The organism is Microvirga thermotolerans, from assembly GCF_009363855.1.
Taxonomy (GTDB): domain Bacteria; phylum Pseudomonadota; class Alphaproteobacteria; order Rhizobiales; family Beijerinckiaceae; genus Microvirga; species Microvirga thermotolerans.
In genome coordinates, this window is the sequence record NZ_CP045423.1 from 1558564 (window position 1) to 1576322 (window position 17759).

The 17759-nt window shown below is 64.0% G+C and carries 17 protein-coding genes and 2 pseudogenes; 14 read left to right on the forward strand and 5 right to left on the reverse strand.

Annotated features, from left to right (window positions below; genetic code table 11):
- Positions 1-8: 8 nt before the first annotated feature.
- The 6 genes and pseudogenes from GDR74_RS07320 to GDR74_RS18380 all read left to right on the forward strand — a co-directional run.
- Positions 9-1109, forward strand: a complete 1101-nt coding sequence (locus GDR74_RS07320) for an ABC transporter ATP-binding protein (RefSeq protein ID WP_152585693.1) — start codon at positions 9-11, stop codon at positions 1107-1109.
- Positions 1106-2002, forward strand: coding sequence for a carbohydrate ABC transporter permease (locus tag GDR74_RS07325; RefSeq protein ID WP_152585694.1), 897 nt, complete (start codon positions 1106-1108; stop codon positions 2000-2002). The genes GDR74_RS07320 and GDR74_RS07325 overlap by 4 nt, the downstream gene beginning before the upstream one ends.
- Before the next feature lie 104 nt (positions 2003-2106).
- Entirely contained in the window at positions 2107-2883 is a 777-nt protein-coding gene (locus tag GDR74_RS07330) for a carbohydrate ABC transporter permease (RefSeq protein WP_152587685.1), read from the forward strand.
- A gap of 14 nt (positions 2884-2897) precedes the next feature.
- Complete coding sequence (locus GDR74_RS07335) at positions 2898-3179, forward strand: DUF2160 domain-containing protein (RefSeq protein WP_152585695.1); 282 nt, start codon at positions 2898-2900, stop codon at positions 3177-3179.
- Between the two features lie 86 nt (positions 3180-3265).
- Entirely contained in the window at positions 3266-5020 is a 1755-nt protein-coding gene (locus tag GDR74_RS07340; protein WP_152585696.1) for an ABC transporter substrate-binding protein, read from the forward strand.
- Positions 5021-5332: 312 nt separating this feature from the next.
- Positions 5333-5494 (forward strand): annotated as a pseudogene (locus GDR74_RS18380) (transposase); the annotation flags it as partial.
- Positions 5495-5658: 164 nt separating this feature from the next.
- On the opposite strand, the pseudogene GDR74_RS07350 reads toward GDR74_RS18380, so the two are convergent.
- The 5 genes and pseudogenes from GDR74_RS07350 to GDR74_RS07370 form a co-directional block, all read right to left on the reverse strand.
- Positions 5659-6201 (reverse strand): annotated as a pseudogene (locus tag GDR74_RS07350) (transposase family protein); the annotation flags it as partial.
- A gap of 60 nt (positions 6202-6261) precedes the next feature.
- Complete coding sequence (locus GDR74_RS07355) at positions 6262-7554, reverse strand: NAD(P)/FAD-dependent oxidoreductase (protein WP_152585697.1); 1293 nt, start codon at positions 7552-7554, stop codon at positions 6262-6264.
- Positions 7555-7564: 10 nt separating this feature from the next.
- Positions 7565-8296, reverse strand: coding sequence for an amino acid ABC transporter ATP-binding protein (locus GDR74_RS07360; RefSeq protein ID WP_152585698.1), 732 nt, complete (start codon positions 8294-8296; stop codon positions 7565-7567).
- Complete coding sequence (locus GDR74_RS07365) at positions 8293-8946, reverse strand: amino acid ABC transporter permease (protein WP_152585699.1); 654 nt, start codon at positions 8944-8946, stop codon at positions 8293-8295. The genes GDR74_RS07360 and GDR74_RS07365 overlap by 4 nt, the downstream gene beginning before the upstream one ends.
- Before the next feature lie 77 nt (positions 8947-9023).
- Complete coding sequence (locus GDR74_RS07370; protein WP_152585700.1) at positions 9024-9794, reverse strand: ABC transporter substrate-binding protein; 771 nt, start codon at positions 9792-9794, stop codon at positions 9024-9026.
- 179 nt (positions 9795-9973) lie between these two features.
- Here GDR74_RS07370 and GDR74_RS07375 point away from each other — a divergent pair, with 179 nt between their 5' ends.
- The 8 genes from GDR74_RS07375 to GDR74_RS07410 all read left to right on the forward strand — a co-directional run bounded on the left by GDR74_RS07375 (position 9974) and on the right by GDR74_RS07410 (position 17515).
- On the forward strand, positions 9974-10594 hold the full coding sequence (locus tag GDR74_RS07375; protein WP_152585701.1) for a helix-turn-helix domain-containing protein: 621 nt from the start codon (positions 9974-9976) through the stop codon (positions 10592-10594).
- 696 nt (positions 10595-11290) lie between these two features.
- Complete coding sequence (locus GDR74_RS07380) at positions 11291-11815, forward strand: Lrp/AsnC family transcriptional regulator (protein WP_152585702.1); 525 nt, start codon at positions 11291-11293, stop codon at positions 11813-11815.
- Between the two features lie 64 nt (positions 11816-11879).
- A complete protein-coding gene (locus GDR74_RS07385; RefSeq protein ID WP_246179955.1) occupies positions 11880-12683 on the forward strand; it encodes an ABC transporter substrate-binding protein in 804 nt (267 codons plus the stop codon).
- 67 nt (positions 12684-12750) lie between these two features.
- Positions 12751-13419 carry an amino acid ABC transporter permease gene (locus tag GDR74_RS07390; protein WP_152585703.1) on the forward strand — a complete coding sequence of 223 codons (669 nt, stop codon included), beginning with the start codon at positions 12751-12753 and terminating at the stop codon, positions 13417-13419.
- 10 nt (positions 13420-13429) lie between these two features.
- A complete protein-coding gene (locus GDR74_RS07395; protein WP_152585704.1) occupies positions 13430-14092 on the forward strand; it encodes an amino acid ABC transporter permease in 663 nt (220 codons plus the stop codon).
- Between the two features lie 37 nt (positions 14093-14129).
- Complete coding sequence (locus GDR74_RS07400) at positions 14130-14858, forward strand: amino acid ABC transporter ATP-binding protein (RefSeq protein WP_152585705.1); 729 nt, start codon at positions 14130-14132, stop codon at positions 14856-14858.
- Between the two features lie 46 nt (positions 14859-14904).
- Positions 14905-16173, forward strand: a complete 1269-nt coding sequence (locus GDR74_RS07405; protein ID WP_194164663.1) for an NAD(P)/FAD-dependent oxidoreductase — start codon at positions 14905-14907, stop codon at positions 16171-16173.
- A gap of 1 nt (position 16174) precedes the next feature.
- Positions 16175-17515, forward strand: coding sequence for an NAD(P)/FAD-dependent oxidoreductase (locus GDR74_RS07410; protein WP_152585707.1), 1341 nt, complete (start codon positions 16175-16177; stop codon positions 17513-17515).
- The last annotated feature ends 244 nt before the right edge of the window (positions 17516-17759 follow it).

A 17759-nucleotide genomic window follows, 5' to 3' on the forward strand; every position in this document is an offset into this window, starting at 1 on the left:
AGGGCGCCATGGCACGGATCACGCTCGATCACCTGGCCCATTCCTACCGGTCCGATCCGCGCGGTCCGCAGGACTATGCGCTGAAGGAGATCCATCACGTCTGGGAGCAGGGTGGCGCCTATGCGCTGCTCGGCCCCTCCGGATGCGGCAAGACCACCCTGCTCAACATCATCTCGGGCCTCGTTCATCCCACGCGCGGGCGCATCCTCTTCGACGAGCGGGACGTGACCGACCTGCCGACGGAGGCGCGCAACATCGCGCAGGTGTTCCAGTTCCCGGTCGTCTACGACACCATGACCGTGCGCGAGAATCTGGCCTTCCCCTTAAGGAACAGAGGCGTGTCCCGCGAGCGGGCGAGGGCGCGCGCCGAGGAAATCGCCCGCCTGCTCGACCTGACCCGCGTGCTCGGCCGCAAGGCCAGCAACCTCACTGCCGACCTCAAGCAGAAGATCTCGCTGGGGCGCGGCCTCGTGCGCTCCGACGTAGCGGCGATCCTCTTCGACGAGCCGCTGACGGTGATCGATCCTCATCTCAAGTGGCAGCTCCGCTCGACCCTCAAGGAGATCCACCGCGCGCTCGACATCACGATGATCTACGTGACCCACGACCAGACGGAGGCCCTGACCTTCGCGGACAAGGTCGTCGTCATGCACGACGGCGCCGTCGTGCAGACGGGGACGCCCGAGGAGCTGTTCGAGCGTCCGGCCCACACCTTCGTGGGACATTTCATCGGCTCGCCGGGCATGAACATCCTGCCGTGCAGGGTCGAGGGTGCGACCGCCCATGTGGACGGGGCGACGGTTGCGCTCCGGCGGGCCTACCCGCGCCTGCCGGAGACCGAACGGATCGAACTCGGCATCCGCCCGGAGTTCGTGCGCCTGTGCCGCAGGGGCGAGGGCCTGCCCGTGCGCCTGCGGCGCATCGACGACATCGGGCGAACGCGCATCGCCCGGGTCGAGATGTCGGGCCGTCCGCTTGCCGCGAGCGTTCCCGACGATATCTCCGTGGAGGGCGACGAGGCCGCGCTCGCATTCGATCCGCGCCACATCCACATCTATGCGGGCGGGCACCTCGTCGCGGGCGAGCCGGTGGAGGGGGGCTCACCATGACGAAGACCGTCAATCAGCGCGCGTGGTTCCTGGTTCTTCCGGTCTTCGCCATCGTCGCCTTTTCGGCGGTGCTGCCGCTCATGACCGTGGTCAACTACTCGGTTCAGGACACCTTCGGCAACAACCAGTTCTTCTGGAACGGCGTCGGCTGGTATCAGGAGCTGCTCGATCCGTCGAGCGAGCTCGGCGGCCGCTTCTTCGGCGCGCTCTGGCGTACGCTCCTGTTCTCCGCGATCGTCCTGCTGATCGAGGTGCCGCTCGGAATCGTCGTCGCCCTGTCCATGCCGCGCGAAGGCTGGAAGGTGGCCCTGTGCCTCGTGCTGATGGCGCTGCCGCTCCTGATCCCGTGGAACGTGGTCGGCACCATCTGGCAGGTCTTCGCCCGCGGCGACATCGGGCTCCTCGGCTGGGCGGTGAACCGCCTCGGCATCGACTACAACTACACCGGCGACTCTTTGGATGCCTGGATCACCATCGTCGTGATGGACGTGTGGCACTGGACGAGCCTCGTGGCGCTCCTCTGCTATGCGGGCCTGAAGTCGATCCCGGACGCGTACTATCAGGCAGCGCGCATCGACGGCGCCTCCCGCTGGGCGGTGTTCCGCACCATCCAGCTACCCAAGATGCGCCGTGTCCTGCTGATCGCCGTGCTGCTGCGCTTCATGGACTCCTTCATGATCTACACCGAGCCCTTCGTTCTCACCGGCGGCGGGCCGGGCAACGCGACCACGTTCCTGTCCATCGACCTGGTGAAGCTCGCTCTCGGGCAGTTCGATCTCGGCAAGGCGGCGGCCATGTCGATCGTCTACAACCTGATCATCCTGGCCATCTGCTGGGTGTTCTACACCGTCATGACCGGCGTGGATGCGGAGCGCGAGAGGGTCGAGGCATGACGGACAGCGTCGCGATGGGCCGCCCGGGAGCTGCGGGCATGGAGGGGACGAAGGAGAGGAGTCGCGCCGTCGCCGGGCCTCGCGTCGGCGGCAAGGCGGCGGTAATGACCCTCTACCTCCTGTTCCTGATGCTGCCGATCTACTGGCTCGTGAACATGAGCCTGAAGACCAACACGGAGATCACGAGCGGCCTGACCCTGTGGCCCCGGACCCTGACCTTCGAGAACTACGTCAGGATCTTCACGGACGAGAGCTGGTACTCCGGCTATATCAACTCGCTCACCTACGTGGTCATCAACACGCTGCTGTCGATCTCCTTCGCGCTGCCCGCGGCCTACGCGTTTTCACGCTACCGGTTCCTGGGCGACAAGCACCTGTTCTTCTGGCTGCTCACCAACCGCATGGCGCCGCCGGCCGTGTTCGCGCTGCCCTTCTTCAACCTCTATTCGGCCATCGGCCTGTTCGACACGCCCTGGGCGGTCGCGCTGGCCCATTGCCTGTTCAACATTCCGCTGGCGGTCTGGATCCTCGAGGGCTTCATGTCCGGCGTGCCGCGGGAGATCGACGAGACGGCGGCCATCGACGGCTATTCCTTCCCCCGCTTCTTCGTGAAGATCTTCATGCCGCTGATCGCGAGCGGCATCGGCGTCGCGGCGTTCTTCTGCTTCATGTTCTCCTGGGTCGAGCTTCTGCTGGCGCGCACGCTGACCGCGGTGAACGCGAAGCCCATCGCCGCCACCATGACCCGCACGGTCTCCGCGGCAGGCATGGACTGGGGGCTGCTCGCGGCGGCGGGGGTGCTCACCATCGTGCCCGGCGCTCTCGTGATCTGGTTCGTGCGCAACTACATCGCCAAGGGCTTCGCCCTGGGCCGGGTCTAGAGGAGACGCGCCCCATGCCCGACTTCGCCTGGATGGCCTGGACCTCGCAGACCGCGCTCTTCTTCGTCGGCATCGCGAGCCTGCTCCTGGTCATGACCCTGCTCGCCATCGCCCGGCCCGAAACGGAGCGGGTTGGCGTCCTGCGCATCCCGACCACCCGCGGCGACCGGCTGTTCATCAGCCTTTTGGGCGCCGCCTTCATCCATTTGACCTGGCTCGGGCTCGTGGGGTCCGATCTATGGTGGGCCTTCGGCCTGTCCCTCGTCTACGCGGCGGCCGTGTTCCGCTACGTGTGAGGCAGGGCCTCGGAGACTCTGCGGCGAGCCGCCGAAGAGAGCAACCGACCGGCAATGAGACCGGTCGCACACGGGAGGAAGATCCAATGGTACCAAGCTCGCGTCTCAGGCTCCTGGTGACGGCCAGCGCGCTGGCGATGGCGCTCGGAACGGGGGGAGCCCTTGCCGGCATGGAGGAGGCCCGCCGCTGGGTGGATACCGAGTTCCAGCCCTCGACCCTGTCCAAGGACGAGCAGATGAAGGAGATGGAGTGGTTCGTCAATGCCGCGAAGCCCTTCGTCGGCATGGAGATCAACGTGGTCTCCGAGACGATCACCACCCACGAGTACGAGGCGCGTACCCTCGCCAAGGCGTTCACGGAAATCACCGGCATCAAGGTGAACCACGACCTCATCCAGGAAGGCGACGTGGTGGAGAAGATCCAGACGCAGATGCAGTCCGGCCGCAACATCTACGATGCCTGGGTGAACGACTCCGACCTCATCGGAACCCACTTCCGCTACAAGCAGGCCATTGCGCTCGACGACTGGATGGCGGGAGAGGGCAAGGACGTCACCAGCCCGACGCTCGACGTGAACGATTTCATCGGCAAGTCCTTCACCACCGCGCCGGACGGCAAGATGTACCAGTTGCCCGACCAGCAGTTCGCGAACCTCTACTGGTTCCGGTACGACTGGTTCACGAGGCCTGACCTGAAGGAGAAGTTCAAGGCGAAGTACGGGTACGACCTCGGCGTGCCGGTGAACTGGTCGGCCTACGAGGACATCGCGGAGTTCTTCACCAACGACGTGAAGGAGATCGACGGCGTCAAGGTCTACGGCCACATGGACTATGGCAAGAAGGACCCGTCGCTCGGCTGGCGCTTCACCGACGCGTGGCTGTCCATGGCCGGCAACGGCGACAAGGGAATTCCGAACGGCCTGCCGGTGGACGAGTGGGGCATCCGCATGGAGGGCTGCCGCCCGGTCGGTTCCTCCATCGAGCGCGGCGGCGACACCAACGGGCCGGCGGCGGTGTATTCCATTGCCAAGTATCTGGAGTGGATGAAGAAATATGCCCCGCCGCAGGCGAACGGCATGAACTTCTCCGAATCCGGGCCCGTTCCGGCGCAGGGCAACATCGCCCAACAGATCTTCTGGTACACCGCATTCACCGCCGACATGGTGAAGCCGGGGCTGCCGGTGGTGAACGAGGACGGCACGCCGAAGTGGCGCATGGCGCCTTCGCCGCATGGCGCCTACTGGAAGGACGGCATGAAGCTCGGCTATCAGGACGCCGGCTCCTGGACGCTCCTCAAGTCCACGCCGGTGGAGCGGCGCAAGGCCGCCTGGCTCTACGCCCAGTTCGTCACCTCGAAGACGGTCTCCCTGAAGAAGAGTCACGTGGGTCTGACCTTCATTCGCGAGAGCGACATCTGGGACAAGAGCTTCACCGAGCGCGCGCCCAAGCTCGGCGGTCTGATCGAGTTCTATCGCTCGCCGGCCCGCGTGCAATGGACCCCGACCGGCAACAACGTGCCGGACTATCCCAAGCTCGCGCAGCTCTGGTGGCAGAACATCGGGGATGCCGCATCCGGCGCCAAGACGCCGCAGCAGGCCATGGACGCTCTCGCGGCAGCGCAGGATGAAGTGCTCGGCCGCCTGGAACGGGCCAATGTGCAGGGCGAGTGCGGCCCGAAGCTGAACCCGAAGACGTCCGCAGAGGAGTGGTTCAAGAAGGCCGAGGCCTCGGGCAACATTGCACCCCAGCGCAAGCTCGCCAACGAGAAGCCGAAGGGCGAGACGGTGGACTACGACACACTCATCAAGAGCTGGCCCGCCACGCCGCCCAAGCGCAGCTGACGGCGCGGTTCCTGGCGGCGGGGCGCCCGCCCCGCCGCCAGGCCGTGAAGGTTCGGAAGGGTTTTCGACGGAGAATGAAGCCGGGGCCTTCTGCGATCCGGTCGCAGGACCGCCTTGCCGCGGTATCGGTCTTACAGGGCTGCCAGTCGGTCCGGACAGCCTGCGACTGCGGCCTGATCGCAGGCTCTCTGGGCACGACCGACATTCAGGATTCCTATTAGTAGCGTTGCATGTTTCATGGGCCTCCAGATTCAATCCGGAAGCGGATGGTTGGCCAAGCGCTATGAACTGACCGGCGACCAATGACAGCGCATCGAAGGATTGCTGCCGGGCAAATCCGGCGATCCGGGGTGGGGCGGGCGGGATAGCCGGCTGTTCGTCAATGGGGTGTTGTGGGTCCTACGCTCTGGCGCGCATTGGCACGATCTTCCCGAGCGCCATGGCAAAGGGAAGACCTCGCCCTGGCGCTACAGTTGCACCTTTCGTTTGCGATGTGAGGCTTGCGCCGTCGCCTGATGCGCGCGGCGCCAGGCGGACCAGGCGATCACGACGGCCGGCTCGATGCGGCGTTGCTGGAGGCGTGTGGCCAGGCTGCGGATTTCCTGGACGGACCGGCGTGCCAGCGCTGCAGCCTGGCTTCGTCGTTTTTCGGGTGACGTGAGCGTGTTGGCGCGCTCGCGCACCACCGCCATCATGGCAAACGCCAACATCACCAGCGACACATGCCGGTGCCTGCCATGCCACGAGCGGGTCTCGTTGTGGGTCAACCCCAACTCGGTCTTGGCGGTCTCGAACGCATCCTCGATCGCCCAGCGATGGCCCTCCGCCCGCACCAGGGTCTCGATCGGCGTGCCGGCTGGACACCAGGTCGAGAAGAACGCCAGATCTCCATCACTGAGGCTGCGCCGGATCAGCAGGCCGCGCGTCCACAAGCCGGCGAGGTGTTCGTTGTATTCCTCCGCCTCAAGATCGGCGAGTTCGAGATAGGCCCGTTCATACAGGCGCGCTCCCTTGGTGCCGTCTCCCGCCGACAGGCGCTTCCATGCCCCAGGGGCGAGTTCCTGTGCGATCTCCTCGGCGGTGCCGGCGACTTCTGGCTTGCCGATCCAGGAATTGAACGGGTCAGTCGCATGTGCGCCCAGCACATAGCCATTGCCGGCCCGGCGCAACTGCATCTCGATGCGTGGGTGTCTCCTTGGTTCCAGGTCAATGCTCAATCAACCTGATCCAATTCCATCAGGTCAGGTCAACATCCCACCATCTGTCATCCGATACCAGGTTATAACGGCGGATACGTAGAGCTTGTGGAGAGCATGGAGGGGCAGCGGCTTGATCGGCGAGAATGGCAGCGGCAATGCTTCTGCATCGCCTGTCGCAACATATTCGGCCATTGCCCTGCCCATAGCGGTCTGAAGCCCTACGCCGCGCCCCTGGCACCCGATATCGATGAGCAGACCGGGAGCAGGCTCATGCAGGTGAGGCAGGAAATCCTTCGTGATGGCAACCCGGCCGCACCACCGGTAATCGAAGCCGATGCCCCTCAGTTGCGGGAACATCTTCCCCACGATGCGCTCAAGATGAGCCCAATCCCCCGAGCCCTTCGGCTCTCTGAACGGCCCCCGACCGCCCATCAGGACCCGCCCGGTATGGTCGAGGCGGAAATAGAGGAGAAGCTTGCGCGTGTCGGAGCTGACGTGCCCCTCGGGTAAGATCGACCTGCGCAGGTCGTCTGACAGTGGCTTTGTCGCCACCTGAAACGAATTGGCAGGAATGATCGTCTCGTGTAGCCGCGGCCAAAGACCGCTCGTATAGCCATTGGTGCAGACGACCACACGGTCTGCCGTCACGGTCCCGCCGCCCGGGCACGCCACCGCCCATCGGCCATTTGTCCTGGTGAGGCGCGTCACGGGGGTATCTGTGTGGATCACGGCGCCGGCCTTCTGCGCCGCTCGTGCAAGGCCCCGGGCATAGCTCAAGGGTTGAATGCCGCCGCCGCGCCCGTCGACCCACCCGCCGACATAGCGATCGGAGCCAAGAAGTTGCTGCGCCTCCGCCTTATCGAGGATCCTTACAGGTGCGCCGCGCTCTCCCCATTGTTCGGCTCTCCTCCGCACCTGTTCGAGACCCGCCGGTATGTGCGCTCCCTGTATCCAGCCTTTCCGAGTGCGCGGCACGTCCATTGCATGTTTCTCGATGAGATCGAAAACGAGATCGGCCGTTCCTCCGGCGAACGCGGCAAGGCGTTCGCCGCGTTCTTTCCCGAACATGCCCACGAGCTCTTCAGGATCGTATTTGAGGCCAGGAATGACCTGCCCACCATTGCGTCCTGAGCCGCCGAAGCCGATCTCCCTCGCCTCCAGGACCACAACTCGGATCCCGCGCTCGGCAAGGTGCAGGGCTGTCGAGAGACCGGCATAGCCTGCTCCGACAATAGCGACATCGGCAGTCGTTGAGGTATCAAGCCGCGCCGTCTCCGGAACCGGCGATGCGGTGGCCGCCCAGAGCGAAGGCTGAAGGGGAAATGGTTGCGCCATGGAACTTCTCTCACAAAGGATGTGTAACCCGCCGCAGGAAATCCTTGGTCCGTGCATGCTGAGGAGCATTCAGGATTTCACGGGCTTGACCCTGTTCGACGATGGTGCCGCCGTCGATGAAGAGCACACGATCGGCTACCTCCTTCGCGAAGCCCATTTCATGGGTGACGACGACCATCGTCATGCCGTCGTCGGCCAGCTTGCGCATTACTCCCAGCACCTCGCCAACGAGTTCGGGATCGAGGGCCGACGTGGGTTCATCGAAGAGAATGGCCTTAGGCTGCATCGCCAGCGCTCGCGCGATCGCGACTCGCTGCTGTTGTCCGCCGGAGAGTTGAGGCGGGTAGGCGTTCGCCTTCTCCGCCAGGCCAACCTGCGCGAGCAGATGGCGGCCACGCTCCACCGCCTGCAGACGCGGCTCCTTTTTGACAAAGATCGGGCCTTCGATGACGTTCTCCAGTGCCGTACGGTGCGGGAACAGATTGAACCGCTGGAACACCATCGAGACTTGCGTCCGCACGGATACGATCGATGGCGAGTTGCGGTCGACCTTGTGGCCTTCGACAAGGATCTCTCCAGTGTCATAGCTCTCAAGTCCATTGATGCAGCGGAGGATCGTTGACTTTCCGGAGCCTGAGGGGCCGATGATGCAGACGACTTCGCCTTTGGCGACCGAGGCGCTGACGCCGCGCAGGACATGATGCGTGTTGAAGCTTTTATGAACGTCCTTGAGCTCAATCATGCTTTGCCCTGCCTCTTCTCGAAGTGGCGTACGAGCAGGATCAATGGCACGCTCATAGCAAGATAGATGAGTGCTACGAGGGTGAAGACGCTTGTATTCTTGAATGTGGATGAGGCAATGAGCTTGCCCTGCAGGGCCAATTCGGCCACCGTGATCGTCGATGCCTGCGACGAGTCCTTCAGCATCATGATCATGACATTGCCGTAGGGCGGGAGTACGATCTTGACCGCTTGCGGCAGCACGACGCGCCGCATTGTCATCCACCAGCCCATGCCGATGGCCTGTGCCGCCTCGATCTGACCGCGATCGATGGCTTCGATCCCGGCTCGAAAGTTCTCTGCCTGGTAAGCCGAATAGGCTATGCCCAGTCCAATGATGGCTGCTTGCAAGGCCGTCAGCGACACGCCCAGGTCAGGCATGACGAAGTACAGATAGAAGAGCTGGACGATGATGGGAATGCCGCGGATGACGTTGACGATGCCCGCGCTTGCGTTCGCGAGCAGCCCAATGCCCGAGACGCGCATCATTGCCCAGAGAAGGCCGAGCAAGGTCGACAGGACAAGCGAGCCGAACGTGACAATGATCGTCAGCTTGACCCCCTGGAAAAGGATCGGCAGGAACTCAACGGAATCGCGCAGGAAACTTTGCATTGAACACCGTCAGGGCAGGAACCGGCAGCAAGCGGGGACGGCAGCCCGGCTTTGCCGGGCCGCCAGGATTACGTCGATCAAGACGCGCCAGATGCCTTGATTCCCCATTTAGCCAGGATCCTGTCGACTGTTCCGTCGGCCTTGAGTTTGGCGAGGGAGGCGTTGATCTTCTTCAGGAGTTCCGTGTCAGATTTGCGCACGCCGATTCCGACCGAGCCGACGATGCTCGGCTTGAACGATTCGACCAGGCGGACTTCAGGAAACATTCCCTGCTTGAGGTTGTAGGCGAGAATAGGATAGTCGGCGAAGCCCGCTTGTAGGCGTTTCGTGTTCACGTCGCGCAGGATGTCGGGGATGGTGTCGTAGATCTTCACTTCGGGAAAGAAGCCTGACTGCTTCAGGGGCTCGACGAAGGCCGTGCCGACCTGCGCACCGACCACGGTCCCCTTCAGATCCTCGAACTTCGTGTAATTCTTGGTGTCGGATGCGGGGACGATCAGGCCCTCGCCGTAAGCGTAGACCGGGTCCGAGAAGTCGATCACTTCCTTGCGCTGCGGCGTGATGAACATTGCCGCGGAGATGAGGTCGATCTTGTTCGAGGTCAGCGAGGCGATCAGGGTGGAGAATTGCATCGGCTCGATCTGAACCTTGAACCCGGCATCCTTGCCGATCTCTGTTATGAGGTCGACCATGATGCCCTGGATCGTGTTCGACTTCGTGTCCAGGAAGGTGAAAGGAACACCGGTCGGCGTCGAGCCGACCTTCAGCACCTGCTGAGCGGAAGCAGGGGATAGAGTGGCGAAAGCCAGAACCGCAGTTGCGGCTAGTGCGAGGCGCTTCAGGATCATTTGTGGTCTACCTCCGGGGCTGGCGCCGGCTCTGGATCCGACGCTCTTATGAACGGGAAATCTGGCGGTGTTTTTTCATCGCAATGAAAATTTGGTCACAAATTTGTGGACCGTGCAAGCAATTTTCACGATAATGAATTTTCTAACGGCGCTTTTTTGCAGCGCCTTCAAAGGACAGGATGAGTTTTGGTGATCCCATGAGCGCACCTGGGATGAGCGGCGCTGCTCAACAGGCCATGGAGCTTGAAGTCGGACAGCGGATCCGCGCCCTGCGGCGTATGCGCCGGCTTTCGCTCGAAACCGTCGCGAGCCGCACCGGCCTCTCCATCGGCTTTGTCAGTCAAATCGAGCGTGGCCTGTCGTCGCCGTCCCTGCGAGTTCTGGCGATGCTTGCCGATGCGCTCGGTGTAGGTCTGGCCGCCTTGTTCGGTACGGACAATAAAGATAGCAATGGAGATGCCGTCGTTACCCGGGAGCGGCAGCGGCCTGATCTCAAAATCTGGCGGTCGGGCATATCGAAGCAACTGCTGAGCGCAGCTGGGTCCGAGGGTCGGCTCAACCTGTTCCTGGTGCGGATGCAGCCCCTTGCGAGCACGGGCGATGAACTCTACACCCATGACGGCGAGGAAGCCGGTTTGGTGCTTGAAGGAGAAATGACGCTGGTCGTCGACGCCGAAAGTTGGACGTTGGGCCCCGGGGACAGCTTCCGCTTTGCGAGCCGCCGACCGCATCGCTTCGGCAACCCTTCCCAAGACACGAATACCGTCGTGTTATGGGTGAACTGTATCACTGGCTCATAAGAGCTGTGATGAAATCCGGGACACAGCTGCAATGGCCTTTGCGGTTTATGGGAGACCGCCGGTCGACGATCCGCTCTGTTGTGTTTGTTCAAGTGTCGCCGGCTTTCGGTCGGCACGATCCCGTCGTGCGGTCCGGTGGCAAGGCGGATCGCCAGTGCCGGGCTGTCGCTAGTGGATCCATCTGATCGACCCTATGACGCTCCATCCGCGCAGAACCGGGGCGGCTTGGCGCTCCCTGCGCAAGGCCCTGAAGGCGAGGGGTAACTTTCGGCCGTGCACAGATGCCGTGCATCGCGCCTCAAAATACCTGAACAACGCGATGGAAGCGGGTCGCCGCGCATCCCCACGCGTCATGAGCCGCCCGCGGCTTTCAGGGAATGGGAACAGGCACAGCGACAATCAGGGACTTTCCGGTCACGCGCGTGATCTGTCGTGGTCTTTGCATGCTGCCGGCACCGGGGGCGCTGGCGGAATCCGCCTCCTCGACCGCTCTTCGGTTGGCGCCCGAACGAGCCGGTTGATCGGCTCGTTGCGCCGCTCTCAGGTTCACGCAACAAGGCTGCGCTTCCGGGCGGCCCCATCCGGCGGCCCAAAAGGGCTGAGATATCCTGATGCAGGCCCCATCCGTTTTTCCAATTAGAAAAAACTTGACACAAAAATTTTGTCAGAAGATAAAAACTTGGGAAAAAATTAGCAATGCGTGAAAAACTGGACCGCGCAGATCGGCGTCTCGCCAAATTGCTGTCTCGCGAAGGGCGCGAGGGCGTAAACGACTTGGCTGCGCAGCTGGACCTGAGCCCGCCGACAGTCCGGTCGCGCCTCAAGACCCTGATCGAGCGCAATCTGCTGAAGATCGTCGGCGTGCTCAACGTCGCCGAACGTCCCGAGTTGATCGTCGCCATCGTCGGCATTCATGCCAATGGACACGGCCGCCTCGATGAGATTGCCAAGCGCATGGCCGAGTTGCCCTTTGTCACATCCGTCAGCATCGTGACTGGGCGCTACGACCTGATTGCGGAAGTGCTGTTCGAAGGTGACATGGAGGATCTCTATCGTGTCACCAGCACCCTGTTGCCAGGCCTTGCCGAGCCGGGGGTGATCCGGGGCAGCGAGACCTTCGTGGTGATGAAGTCCCACAACAAGTGGGTCAGCCTGCCGAAAGGCGTCTGGGATGAGGATTCCGGCGATGCCACCGCGGCTGCCGGATCGGGCCGGGAGTGACGGTCGGCCCCAACAAAACCGTCCGCCGGAGTCACCGGCACTACATGAGCAAGGGAGTGAAGAGATGAGAAAAATCAGTGCCTTCATCATGACGGCGGCGCTGGCCATCATGGGGCAAGCCGCGAGCTCGGCGAAAGTCGAGGCGGGCACGCTGGACGAAATCCTCAAGCGCGGCGAACTGCGCGTAGCCGTCCAGACGCAGGGTCCTCCGTTCTCGTTCATGGACAAGAACGGCAAGCGGACGGGCTCCGCCGTCGAGCTCGCGAAGCTGATGGCCGACAAAATGGGCGTCAAGGTCGTATATCTCGACTTCGACTGGGACGGCCTGCTGCCGGCCCTGATGTCGGGCAAGGCGGATATCCTGGCCGCCGACATGACGCCGACCCTGGCGCGCGCCACGAAGGTCGCCTTCACCAAGCCGTTCATGTATGTCGGCGCGGTCGCCTTCGCCAAGGGCGGCGGCGCGTTCAAGTCGCTTGAAGACTGCAAGAAACCCGGCGCCACCATTGCCGTGCTGCTGGGCTCATCCGGCGAAAAGCTTGCACCGACCGTGTTCCCGCAAGGCAAGATCAAGTCGTTCAAGGGCGGCGGCACGCTGCTGCTGGATGCGGTGGCGGGCGGCCAGGCCGATTGCGGGCTGAACGACAATTCAGCTGTCGCGGCTCAGGCCTCGGCCTACGATCCGGGCACGATCGCCATCTTCCCGGAACTGCTGTCGAAAGAGCCGCTGGCCTATGCGGTGCGTTACGACTCTCTGGACCTGCTGACCTGGGCCAACCTGTTCATCGACACCGCCACGCTCGACGGCAGCCTGCAGGCGAACCTCGATTATTGGGTGACCTCGGCGAAGTGGAAGGCCGAGCACTAAGATCCGAAGGCTCCGCGGAACCGATCCGCGGAGCCGTTTCCGATATGTCCCAACCCTGCGGAACACCATGCTGGGATCGTTGAACACGCGCGTGATGCTGGAATACCTGCCCGACATCTGGCAGGGATTTCTGTCAACGCTGATGTTGTCGGCTGCAGGATTCGCAGGCGCTCTGGCGCTGGGAATTGTTGCTTGCGCATTGAGCATTCAGCCTCTGCGCTGGCTGAGGCTTTCGGCCACCGTCTATATCGACACGATCCGCGCGACGCCGTTGCTCGCACAGCTTTACTTCATGTATTTCGGCCTCCCCCGGCTGGGGGTCGTGCTGCCCGAGGTGCTCATCGGCATCATCGTCCTGTCGCTGAATTCAGGGGCCTACGTGGCCGAGATCATCCGCTCGGGTATCCTGTCGATCTCGCGCGGTCAGGTCGAGGCGGCGATCAGTTCGGGCATGACTTATCTGCAGCGCATGCGGCTGATCATCCTGCCCCAGGCGTTGCGCCCCACCATATCGCCTCTCATCGGGCAGGCCATCGTGCTGGTCAAGGACAGTTCGCTCCTGTCGCTCATTTCCGTGGTGGAGCTGACGCGAGCCGGCCAGATGATCGCCATCGACCGCTTCATGCCGATCGAGGGGCTCGTCGCCACCGCGCTGGCCTATCTTGTGCTGTACTATCTGCTCAAATCTCTCGCAGGAATCTGGTCGCACCAGAACCGCCTGCCAGGTCGGGCCTGAGGGGGCGCGCATGTTCTGGCTGCAATTGAACCGCGTCATCGGTTACTGGCCCGTGCTGCTCAAGGGCATCGGCATGACGCTGGCCCTTTCGGTGCTTTCGCTCCTGATCGGCATCGTCATCGGCTTTGCCTTCGGCATTCTGCGCGCCGGGCCGAACCGGACACTCTCCCGGGCGGTCGGACTTTACGTCGATTTCTTCCGCGGCACGCCCTTCCTCGTGCAGGTGTTCATCGTCTTCTTCATCCTGCCGGAGATCGGGATCGAACTGTCGGCCTTCACGGCCGGGGTGGTCGCCCTGTCGAACGCGGCCGCCTGCTTCATCGGCGAGATCGTCGCCGCGGGCATTCAGTCGGTTCCCGCCGGCCAGACCGAGGCAGCCGCGGCCTCTGGCTTCACGCGCGCTCAACAGATGCGGCTGATCGTCCTGCCGCAGGCCGTGCGCGTGGTGACACCTTCGCTGGTGGGACAGTTCGTGCTCATGATCAAGGACAGTTCCGTGGTCTCGGCGATCGGCCTTCTGGATCTCACGCGCTCCGGCTGGATGATCGTGCAGAGCGTTCCGAACGGCTTGCTGGTCTTCGGCATCGTCGGCATCGGCTATTTCCTGATCTGCTACCCACTGATCTGGCTCTCGCGCCGCATGGAGCGGCGCGGCCAGGCTCCCATCCTGTAACCCGGCAGTGGCCCACTGCCGGTCAAGGAAGCCACCCATGATCGAATTCACCAACCTCAATAAATGGTTCGGCTCTCTCCATGTGCTGAAGGATATCGACCTCTCTGTCGCCAAAGGTGAGGTGGTCGTGGTCTGCGGCCCCTCCGGGTCGGGGAAGAGCACGCTCATCCGCTGCGTCAATGGGCTGGAGCCCTTCCAGAAGGGAAGGCTCGTGGTCGACGGCTTCGATCTCGGCAGCAGGTCCGCGCGGCTGCGCGAACTGCGGATGGAGGTCGGCTTCGTCTTCCAGAGCTTCAACCTCTATCCGCACAAGACCGCCCTGGAAAACGTGACGCTCGCGCCGATCCATGTGCGCGGTCTGTCGAAAGCCGAAGCCGAGGACCGCGGCCGCGCCCTGCTCGAAAAGGTCGGCCTGGCCGACCGGATGCAGAACTACCCCCACCAGCTCTCCGGCGGCCAGCAGCAGCGCGTGGCCATCGCCCGCTCCCTGTGCATGCAGCCGAAGATCATGCTGTTCGACGAGCCCACCTCCGCTCTCGACCCCGAAATGATCAACGAGGTGCTCGACGTGATGGTCAGTCTGGCCCGCGAGGGAATGACGATGATGGTGGTTACCCACGAGATGGGCTTTGCCCGCAAGGTGGCCGACCGGGTGATCTTCATGGATCGGGGCGCCATCGTGGAAACGGCCGATCCCGAGAGCTTCTTCACCAATCCCCGAAGCGAGCGCTCGCGCGATTTCCTGAGCAAGGTGCTGCACCACTGACCGCCGGCGCCTTGGTTGAAGCGGCCGCTTTGAACGGATGATTTCCTTGGAACAGCACTCGAAAGACCGGGGCGGCGCTGCTGTCGCCGTTGTCGGCGCCGGAATCGTCGGCTGCGCCACGGCGCTGGCCCTGGCATCGGAAGGCCACCGGGTTACAGTTTTCGATCCGGATGCCCCCGGGGCCGGCACCTCGTCTGGCAATGCCGGCGCCATCGTGACCGGCTCGGTCACGCCGACCGCCACGCCCGCCGTGCTGAAGGCACTGCCGTCCTATCTCCTGGACAGAAGCTCGCCCGCCGTGCTGCGCCTGCGGCATGCGCCGAAGGCCCTGCCCTGGCTCCTGCGCTTCATCCGCGCCGGCATGCCGGCGGAGGTGAATCGCATTGCCGCTGCCCTCAGCCCCCTTGTGTCGCGCTCGCTCGAGGCTCATCGCGCCCTGGCTGCGCTTGCAGGGGCCGACGGGCTGATTACCCAGGAAGGCTGGCTCAAGGTTTATGCGAGCGAAGCCGAGTTCGCCGGCTCGGCCCTCGATCGCCGGCTGATGGACCGGCACGGGGTGAATTACCGGATTCTCAGCCGGAAGGAGGTCACCGACCTCGAGCCCAACCTGGACCCTGCACTCTGCGCCATCGGCTTCCATCAGCCGGAAAGCGGCTTCGTCCGCTTCCCGCAGGGGTTGGCGCAAGCCTATCTTGACGCTGCGGTCCGCCGGGGCGCGAGGCACCTGCGCCAGAAGGTGCGTGGCGCCGCCCGCCGCTCCGGAGGAGTCACTGTTCATGCGGAAGGCGGGGCCAAGGACTTCGACAGGCTCGTGATCTGCGCGGGAGCTTGGTCGGCTCCTCTGGCCCGCACGCTCGGCGACCGGGTCAGCCTCGACACGGAGCGCGGCTATCACATCGGCTTCGGCCCCGGCACAGCGTCGTTGATGCGTGGCCCTGTGGTCTTTCCGGCGCTGTCGATGGTTCTTACGCCCATGCATGATGGCATCAGGCTGGTGAGCGGGGACGAGCTCGCCGGTTTGAACGCACCGCCGGACTACCGCCGCATTCGGGCGTTGATCCCGCGGGCGCACCGTGCCCTGCCGGCCCTGCGCGAGGCCGCCCCCGCAACAGAGTGGATGGGATTTCGCCCGTCTACCCCGGACTCGCTGCCCGTGATCGGGCCATCGGCTCATGGCGGCGAGGTGATCTACGCTTTCGGCCACGGTCACCTCGGCCTGACGCTTGCCGCCATCACGGCACGAATGGTGGCAGACACCATCGCCGGCCGCCCGGCAGCTTTCGATCCCGCGCCCTATCTTGCAGCACGGTTCTGAAATGACGGATGTCCCCATCACGGTTGCCGGTCACCCCGCATACACGGGCTCCCTGCCGGAGGCCGTTGACGTTGCCGTGATCGGGGGCGGCATCATCGGCCTCATGGGAGCCTGGGCGCTCGCGGCCGAAGGTAAGCGGGTGCTGCTTTGCGAAAAGGGCCGTCTCGCAGGCGAGCAGTCGGGTCGCAACTGGGGGTGGATCCGCCAGCAGGGCCGCGACATCGCGGAACTGCCGATCATGATGGAGGCGATCCGCCTCTGGGCCGACCTGCCGGATGCCCTTCGGGCTGCCATCGGCTTTCGCCAGCAGGGGATCACCTATCTTGCCCGCACCGAGGCGCGCATGGACGCCTTCGCCCGCTGGCTCGCTCTCGCCCGTCCCTATGGCATCGACACCCGCCTGCTGTCGCGCCGCGAGACCGAGGCCCTCCTGCCCAATGCAGCCGGATGGGTCGGGGCGCTGCATACCCCGTCGGACGCCGTGGCCGAGCCCTTCGTCACCGTGCCCGTCCTCGCCCGCGTAGCGGCGGAAGCGGGGGTGATCATCCGCGAGGGCTGCGCGGTGCGCGGGCTCGAGACCTCGGGCGGCTGCCTCTCCGCCATCGTGACCGAGGCCGGCATCGTGCGCTGCACACAGGCCGTTCTCGCCGGGGGCGCTTGGTCTGCGCTGTTCCTGCGGTCCCATGGTGTCGACCTGCCCCAACTTTCAGTTCTTTCCAGCGTGTCGGCCACGCCCCCCCTGCCTGAGTTCTTCGGGGGCGCCGCCTGCGACGACCGGTTCGCCATCGGCCGCCGTGCGGATGGCGGCTATACCCTTGCACCGTGGTCGTTCCATGAATTCTTCATTGGCCCGGACGCTTTCCGGAACCTGCAGGCCTTCCTGCCTCAGATCCGCGCCGACCTGTCGAGCACGCATTTCCGACCTGCCGCGCCCAAGGGCTATCCGGATGCATGGGGCACGCCGCGCCGCTGGAGGCTGACCGACGAGACCCCGTTCGAGCGGTGCCGCATCTTGAACCCGCGTCCCAACAAGGCGGAGCTTGCTCGCCTGCGAACCCGCTTCGCCAAGACCTTCCCTAAGATAGGTAAACCGGAAATCGCCGCGACCTGGGCAGGCATGATCGACGTGCTGCCTGATGCCCTGCCGGTGATCGATCATACGCCTCTTCCTGGCCTGATTATCGCCACAGGAATGAGCGGGCATGGCTTTGGCATTGCCCCTGCCATTGGCAAAGCGATCGCCGACATTGCCCAGGGCCGCATTCCGAGCCAGGACCTGACAGCCTTCCGCTATGAGCGCTTCAGGAAGGGAACCGGCCTGGGCCAGAGCAGTGCTCTGTGAGCGCAATTATTCCTTTTGTCCAGCACCGGAAGACGAACGGCTGCGGCCAGAATCCACCGTTCCTCGCCGCCTGTCGAGCGCGGCACCGGCGCCAGCCCGAGCCAAGCGACAGAGTCGCGGCCCAGGCGGAATGTCTCCGCCGGCGATGCCGGCGCCTCGATAGCGGTGGCAATCGGTGGACGCTACCGGGAACGCGCTCATGAGCCGCTGGGTCGTGTCGCGGTCTTGGCGCGGGTAGCGATCT

Coding starts and splice junctions, on each gene's coding strand:
- GDR74_RS07320 (WP_152585693.1), top strand. CDS start 9: ATGGCACGGATCACGCTCGATCACCTGGCCCATTCCTACCGGTCCGAT.
- GDR74_RS07325 (WP_152585694.1), top strand. CDS start 1,106: ATGACGAAGACCGTCAATCAGCGCGCGTGGTTCCTGGTTCTTCCGGTC.
- GDR74_RS07330 (WP_152587685.1), top strand. CDS start 2,107: ATGACCCTCTACCTCCTGTTCCTGATGCTGCCGATCTACTGGCTCGTG.
- GDR74_RS07335 (WP_152585695.1), top strand. CDS start 2,898: ATGCCCGACTTCGCCTGGATGGCCTGGACCTCGCAGACCGCGCTCTTC.
- GDR74_RS07340 (WP_152585696.1), top strand. CDS start 3,266: ATGGTACCAAGCTCGCGTCTCAGGCTCCTGGTGACGGCCAGCGCGCTG.
- GDR74_RS07355 (WP_152585697.1), bottom strand. CDS start 7,554: ATGGCGCAACCATTTCCCCTTCAGCCTTCGCTCTGGGCGGCCACCGCA.
- GDR74_RS07360 (WP_152585698.1), bottom strand. CDS start 8,296: ATGATTGAGCTCAAGGACGTTCATAAAAGCTTCAACACGCATCATGTC.
- GDR74_RS07365 (WP_152585699.1), bottom strand. CDS start 8,946: ATGCAAAGTTTCCTGCGCGATTCCGTTGAGTTCCTGCCGATCCTTTTC.
- GDR74_RS07370 (WP_152585700.1), bottom strand. CDS start 9,794: ATGATCCTGAAGCGCCTCGCACTAGCCGCAACTGCGGTTCTGGCTTTC.
- GDR74_RS07375 (WP_152585701.1), top strand. CDS start 9,974: ATGAGTTTTGGTGATCCCATGAGCGCACCTGGGATGAGCGGCGCTGCT.
- GDR74_RS07380 (WP_152585702.1), top strand. CDS start 11,291: ATGCGTGAAAAACTGGACCGCGCAGATCGGCGTCTCGCCAAATTGCTG.
- GDR74_RS07385 (WP_246179955.1), top strand. CDS start 11,880: ATGAGAAAAATCAGTGCCTTCATCATGACGGCGGCGCTGGCCATCATG.
- GDR74_RS07390 (WP_152585703.1), top strand. CDS start 12,751: ATGCTGGGATCGTTGAACACGCGCGTGATGCTGGAATACCTGCCCGAC.
- GDR74_RS07395 (WP_152585704.1), top strand. CDS start 13,430: ATGTTCTGGCTGCAATTGAACCGCGTCATCGGTTACTGGCCCGTGCTG.
- GDR74_RS07400 (WP_152585705.1), top strand. CDS start 14,130: ATGATCGAATTCACCAACCTCAATAAATGGTTCGGCTCTCTCCATGTG.
- GDR74_RS07410 (WP_152585707.1), top strand. CDS start 16,175: ATGACGGATGTCCCCATCACGGTTGCCGGTCACCCCGCATACACGGGC.